Annotated in this window: 6 protein-coding genes; 1 reads left to right on the top strand and 5 read right to left on the bottom strand. The window is 71.5% G+C overall.

Going from position 1 to position 5,425, the window contains the following annotated elements; all coding sequences use genetic code 11:
- Positions 1-97: 97 nt before the first annotated feature.
- From AB0J58_RS43995 to AB0J58_RS43975, 5 genes are all read right to left on the bottom strand, one after another.
- Complete coding sequence (locus AB0J58_RS43995) at positions 98-715, bottom strand: MBL fold metallo-hydrolase (RefSeq protein WP_364227566.1); 618 nt, start codon at positions 713-715, stop codon at positions 98-100.
- The gene (locus AB0J58_RS43990) at positions 712-1,797 is read right to left on the bottom strand and encodes an S-(hydroxymethyl)mycothiol dehydrogenase (protein ID WP_343981279.1); all 1,086 of its coding nucleotides are present in this window, start codon (positions 1,795-1,797) and stop codon (positions 712-714) included. The genes AB0J58_RS43995 and AB0J58_RS43990 overlap by 4 nt, the downstream gene beginning before the upstream one ends.
- 80 nt (positions 1,798-1,877) lie before the next feature.
- On the bottom strand, positions 1,878-2,918 hold the full coding sequence (locus tag AB0J58_RS43985; protein WP_364227563.1) for an adenylate/guanylate cyclase domain-containing protein: 1,041 nt from the start codon (positions 2,916-2,918) through the stop codon (positions 1,878-1,880).
- Positions 2,919-2,924: 6 nt separating this feature from the next.
- Positions 2,925-3,443, bottom strand: a complete 519-nt coding sequence (locus AB0J58_RS43980) for a PH domain-containing protein (RefSeq protein ID WP_364227560.1) — start codon at positions 3,441-3,443, stop codon at positions 2,925-2,927.
- 33 nt (positions 3,444-3,476) lie between these two features.
- A complete protein-coding gene (locus AB0J58_RS43975) occupies positions 3,477-4,301 on the bottom strand; it encodes a biotin--[acetyl-CoA-carboxylase] ligase (protein WP_364227557.1) in 825 nt (274 codons plus the stop codon).
- A 152-nt stretch (positions 4,302-4,453) separates the two neighbouring features.
- Between AB0J58_RS43975 and fdhD the strand changes: the two genes are divergently transcribed.
- The gene (gene fdhD / locus AB0J58_RS43970; protein WP_364227554.1) at positions 4,454-5,341 is read left to right on the top strand and encodes a formate dehydrogenase accessory sulfurtransferase FdhD; all 888 of its coding nucleotides are present in this window, start codon (positions 4,454-4,456) and stop codon (positions 5,339-5,341) included.
- The last annotated feature ends 84 nt before the right edge of the window (positions 5,342-5,425 follow it).

Genomic DNA, 5,425 nt, shown 5'->3' with positions numbered 1-5,425 from the left:
TCCCACACACCGCCTTTTACCCCCCCCCCCCGCCCCACCCCGGACCCGCGACCGCGCCCCGGCGCGGGCCGGGGCGCGTTCGCGGCGGACTCGCCGGTCAGTGTCCCCTGGCCAGCCACTCCTCCAGGTGCCCGGCCTCCTCGCCGATCGAGGTGGAGTCGCCATGGCCGGTGTGCACGGCCGTCTCCGGCGGCAGGGTCAGCAGCCTCCCCTTGATCGACTCGATGATCGTGTCGAAGGAGGAGAAGGACCTCCCGGTCGCGCCGGGACCGCCGCGGAACAGGGTGTCGCCGCTGAAGAGCGCGCCGATCTCCGCCCCGTACAGGCAGACCGCGCCCGGAGCGTGACCCGGCGTGTGCAGCACGGTCAGGTCCACGCCTCCGGCCGAGATCACCTGACCGTCCTTCAGCGGGGTGTACGGCAGGTCGGCGTAGACCATCTCCCACAGCACCTGGTCGGCCGGGTGGAGCAGGATCGGCGCGCCCACCCGCGTGGCGAGGTCGGCCGCCGCGTCGATGTGGTCGTTGTGCGCGTGGGTGCAGACGATGGCCCTCACCTCGCGGTCACCGACCCGCTCGGCGATCGCGGCGGCGTCGTGCGCGGCGTCGATGACGACCACCTCATCGGCCGAACCGACGATCCAGACGTTGTTGTCGACCTCCCACGTCCCGCCGTCCAGCGAGAAGGTGCCGGAGGTGACCACCTTGTCGATCACAGGACCACCACCGAGCGCAGGACCTCGCCGCGGTGCATCTTCGCGAAGGCGTCCTCGACGTCGCCGAGGCCGATCGTCTCGGAGACGAAGCGGTCGAGGTCGAGCCGCCCCTGCAGGTAGAGGTCGATGAGCATGGGGAAGTCACGGCTGGGCAGGCAGTCGCCGTACCAGGAGGACTTCAGCGCGCCGCCGCGACCGAAGACGTCGAGCAGCGGCAGCTCCAGCTTCATCTCCGGGGTCGGCACCCCGACCAGGACCACGGTCCCTGCCAGGTCACGGGCGTAGAACGCCTGCTTGTAGGTCTCCGGGCGGCCGACCGCCTCGATGACCACGTCGGCACCGTTGCCGCCGGTGAGCTCCCTGACCGCCTCGACCATGTCCGAGGCGCCGGAGTTGACCGTGTGGGTGGCGCCGAACTCCTTGGCCCACTCCAGCTTGCGGTCGTCCACGTCCACCGCGATGATCTTCGAGGCGCCCGCCAGCCTGGCTCCCAGGATGGCCGCGTCGCCGACGCCGCCGCACCCGATGACCGCCACGCTGTCGCCGCGGGTCACCCCGCCGGTGTTGATGGCCGCGCCCAGGCCCGCCATCACGCCGCAGCCGAGCAGCCCGGCCACCTGCGCCGGCGCGGACGCGTCGACCTTGGTGCACTGCCCGGCCGCGACCAGGGTCTTCTCGATGAAGGCGCCGATGCCCAGGGCGGGGCTGAGCGGCGTGCCGTCCTCCAGGGTCATCTTCTGGGTGGCGTTGTGCGTGTTGAAGCAGTACCAGGGACGGCCGCGCAGGCACGCCCGGCAGTTGCCGCAGACGGCCCGCCAGTTCAGGATCACGAAGTCACCGGGTGCCACCTCCGTGACCCCCTCGCCGACGGCCTCGACCACCCCGGCGGCCTCGTGGCCGAGCAGGAACGGGAATTCGTCGTTGATGCCGCCCTCGCGGTAGTGCAGGTCCGTGTGACAGACACCGCAGGCCTGTACCGTCACCACGGCCTCGCCCGGCCCCGGATCGGGCACGATAACGGTCTCCAGCGAGACGGGCTCGCCCTTGCCACGCGCGACCACGCCTTGGACGGTGTACGGCATGTCCTGCACCTCATCTGTCGTGAAACTCATCGAGCCGTACGGGCTCGCTTACTGGTCGAACGGCCTTGGAAAGGCCCGCCTCAATCATTACCAGCCCGGCGCAACACGTACGGCTGCACCACCCCCAGGCCTCGGGCGGGCCGCCGCCGGATACGGCCGACCTCGACGCCCGGCGCGCCCTCCAGCGCCTCGGCCAGCTCGCTGTCGACGACGACGGTGCCGGGGCGGGCGATGGCCGTGAGCCTGGCGGCCAGGTTGACCGTGGTCCCGAAGACATCGCCCATGATCGGCAGCACCGGGCCGTACGCCAGCCCGATCCGCACGTCGAGCCCGTACCGCTGGATGACGCCGACCAGGTCCAAGGCGATCATGGCCGCAGTCCGCGGGTCGGCCGCCGTGAAGAGCACCTCGTCGCCGAGTGTCTTGACCAGCCGCCCCCCTCGCTCGGCGACCACGTCGGAGGCCCGTGCCTCGAAGCCCTCGACCAGCTCGGCCAGGCCCCGCTCGTCCAGCTCGCGGGCGACCCGGGTGAAGGCCACCAGGTCGGCGAAGCCCACCGCGAGGGTCAGCCGGGTCGGCACGATCTCGTCGGTGATGTCGGTGATCGTCAGCAGGCGGGTCCCCGCGGCGGCGAGCTGGGCCCGCCAGACGTGGATCAGGACCTGCTCGAAGTCGGGGAGCAGCCGGCGCGAGGTCTCCATGATCCCCGCCAGGTCCTCGTCGGTGGGACGTCGGCCGGGGTCGAGCATGGCGCCGATCATGATCTCGGCCTGCCACTGCGCGAGCCTGGCCGTGGTCTGACCGAGTGCCCTGGCCATCCGGATGACGGCCCGGTCGTCCAGCAGGCCGCTCTCCATCATCATCCGGACCCGCTTGAGCACCGTCACGTCCGCGTCGGTGAAGGCTACCTCGTCGTCGGGGAGCGTGGCGAACCCCAGCGCGCGCCAGATCCGCTCGGTGAGCTCCTGTGGGAGTTCGGCGAGGCTGGCCACCTGGATCCGGGTGTAGCGGGGAGAGGTGCCGACGAACAGGTTCTCGATCTGCTCGGCCGTGGGACGTCCGGTGAAGACCTCCTCCTCTTCACCCGCGCCTTCCCCCCGGCCCAGAAGGTTACGCCCCACCGCCGGTCACCGCCCGCCGTGTTCCGATGGCTCCCCGTCGATCGCGTCGTCGAGCGCGCGGAACACCTCGGCCCGCACGTCCTGGATCCGCGGGATGTCCCGCAGCGTGATCCGGCCGTGGTCGCCCGCCGACTCGACGACGAGCGTGCCGCAGCCGAGGACCCTCTCCATCAGGGTCTGGTCGGCGCTGACCGTGTTGACCTTGGCCATCGGGATGTCGTCTATGGATTTGTTCAGCACCCCCGTACTGATGGTGAACCGGTGCGAGGTGAGCACGTACGAGGTGTTCTTCCACCTCAGGTACGGCACGAACGACCACACGGTCAGCAGGCCGACGGCGGCCACGGCCACCGCGATGCGCGCGTAGGAGTCGTATTCGAAGGCGGGCATGAAGAAAATGGCGGCACCGGACCCCGCGATGATCAGAATCAACGCGAGGAACGGACCGATGAGGCGCTTCCAGTGCGGGTGGAACGACCGGATGCGCCGCTCCCCCTCCGTCATGTGGTGATCGGGTAGACCCATGCGGCAAATCGTGACACGCCTTCGTGCTCCACGTCATGAGCTGTGCGGACGAACATGCACGACGTCTCCCACGCTGAGCGCGTGCTCCTGCCCCTTGGAGCTGACAAGCAGGTGGCCGGCGCCGTCGACGCCGGTGGCCGTGCCGGTGAGCACCCGCTCGCCCGGCAGCTCCACCCGGACCTCCTGGCCGACCGTGGCGCTGATCGCGAGATAGGCGGCCCGCAGGCCGCACGCCTCGGCGTCGCCGTCCGCCTCCGACCACTCCCGGTAGTGGAGTTCGATCTCCCGCAGCGCCGCCCGCAGGATCGGGTCGCGGTCGACGCAGGCGGCCTTCTCGATGGCCAGGGAGGTGGCGGTCTCCACCGGCAGTTCCTCGGCGCGCACGCTCACGTTGAGCCCGACGCCCACGATCACCGCGTTGTCGATCCGCTCGGCGAGCACCCCGGCGACCTTGCGCCCGCCGATCAGCAGGTCGTTGGGCCACTTGAGCCGGACGTCGACCTCGGCGACCTTCCGCACGGCCGACGCGACCGCGAGGGCGACGAGCAGGGACAGCCAGCTCTGCCTGGTCGGGGGCGGGTCCGGGCGCAGGAGCACCGAGAAGGTCAGGCCGGAGCGCGGCGGGACGCTCCAGGCCCTGCCGAGCCTGCCGCGCCCGGCGAACTGAGCCTCCGCGACGACGACGGCTCCCTGCCGCGCGCCGTCGCGGACGGCCTGCGCGAGGTCGGCGTTGGTCGATCCGGTCCTGGCGACGACGGCGATGTCGGACCAGAGGCCGCCGGGACGGACCAGCGCGCGGGTGAGCGCCGCCTGGGAGAGCGGCGGACGGTCGAGATCAGTGAAGGGCGAGTCGAGCACTTAGCCATCTTGCCTCCCCTAACGACCCCCTGTTACCGAATTAGGGCAATGACCAGGGAATACTATTAACGAAGTCTGGGCGCGCAGGCGAAGCCCGGCTTTCCGAACGGGGATGAAAGCATTCGGACGGCAGCGAAAGAGAAAAAGACCGCATGAGCAGAGACCTTGACCCGCGGGACGGTATCGAGGTGGAGGCCGTGCGGAGGCCGGGACCCACCACGCGGGCACGGGTCGGGCAGATGCGCTCGGGGACGCTCCACGAGCGCCGGGACGACCTGGCCACCGAGGAACCGCTGGAGATCCGGATCCAGGCGGGCGAGCGGCGCCGCACTGTCGCGATCACCATGCGCACCCCGGGGCACGACTTCGAACTGGCCGCCGGGTTCCTGTACGGCGAGGGCGTCGCGGCACCCGCCGACGTGGCGTCCATCGCCTACTGCACGGATGACGACGTGCCGCCCGAGGCCCGCTACAACACGGTGACCGTGCGGCTGCACGGCGACGCCCTGCCTGATCTGCCCTCGCTCGACCGGCATTTCATGACGTCGAGCGCGTGCGGCGTCTGCGGCACCGCCAGCCTCGACGCGCTGCGGGGCCGCTGCTCACCGCTGCCCGCCGCCGATGACCCGGTGCGCGTCTCCCCCGAGGTCCTGTACGGCCTTCCCGGCCTGCTGAGGCGGGCCCAGGGGGTCTTCGGCAAGACCGGGGGGCTGCACGCGGCCGGGCTGTTCACCGCGGAAGGCGAGCCGCTCGCGGTCCGCGAGGACGTGGGACGGCACAACGCGGTGGACAAGCTGGTCGGCTGGGCCATGATGGCCGGGAGGCTGCCGCTGGGCGGGCACGTGCTCATGGTCAGCGGGCGGACCAGCTACGAGATCATGCAGAAGGCCCTCACCGCGGGCCTGCCCGTCGTCTGCGCGGTCTCCGCGCCCTCCTCCCTGGCCGTCGACCTGGCCAGGGAGTTCGGGATGACGCTGGTCGGCTTCCTGCGCGAGGAGCGCTTCAACCTCTACGCGGGGGCGCACCGCGTCGGCCCGTGAGCCCCGCCCGGGGGGCCGCGCGGGGGGGGGCCGGCCCGGGGCGCGCGGCGGGGGCCCGGGGGGGGCGGCGGGCCCGCGGCCCGC

The sequence above is a fragment of the Streptosporangium sp. NPDC049644 genome (genome assembly GCF_040675205.1).
GTDB lineage: Bacteria > Actinomycetota > Actinomycetes > Streptosporangiales > Streptosporangiaceae > Streptosporangium > Streptosporangium fukuiense.
This window is presented reverse-complemented; position numbering and strand designations above follow the sequence as displayed.

Excerpts from the sequence above, each read along its gene's own strand:
- AB0J58_RS43990 (WP_343981279.1), bottom strand. The coding sequence starts at position 1,797 with ATGCCGTACACCGTCCAAGGCGTGGTCGCGCGTGGCAAGGGCGAGCCC.
- AB0J58_RS43980 (WP_364227560.1), bottom strand. The coding sequence starts at position 3,443 with ATGGGTCTACCCGATCACCACATGACGGAGGGGGAGCGGCGCATCCGG.
- fdhD (WP_364227554.1), top strand. The coding sequence starts at position 4,454 with ATGAGCAGAGACCTTGACCCGCGGGACGGTATCGAGGTGGAGGCCGTG.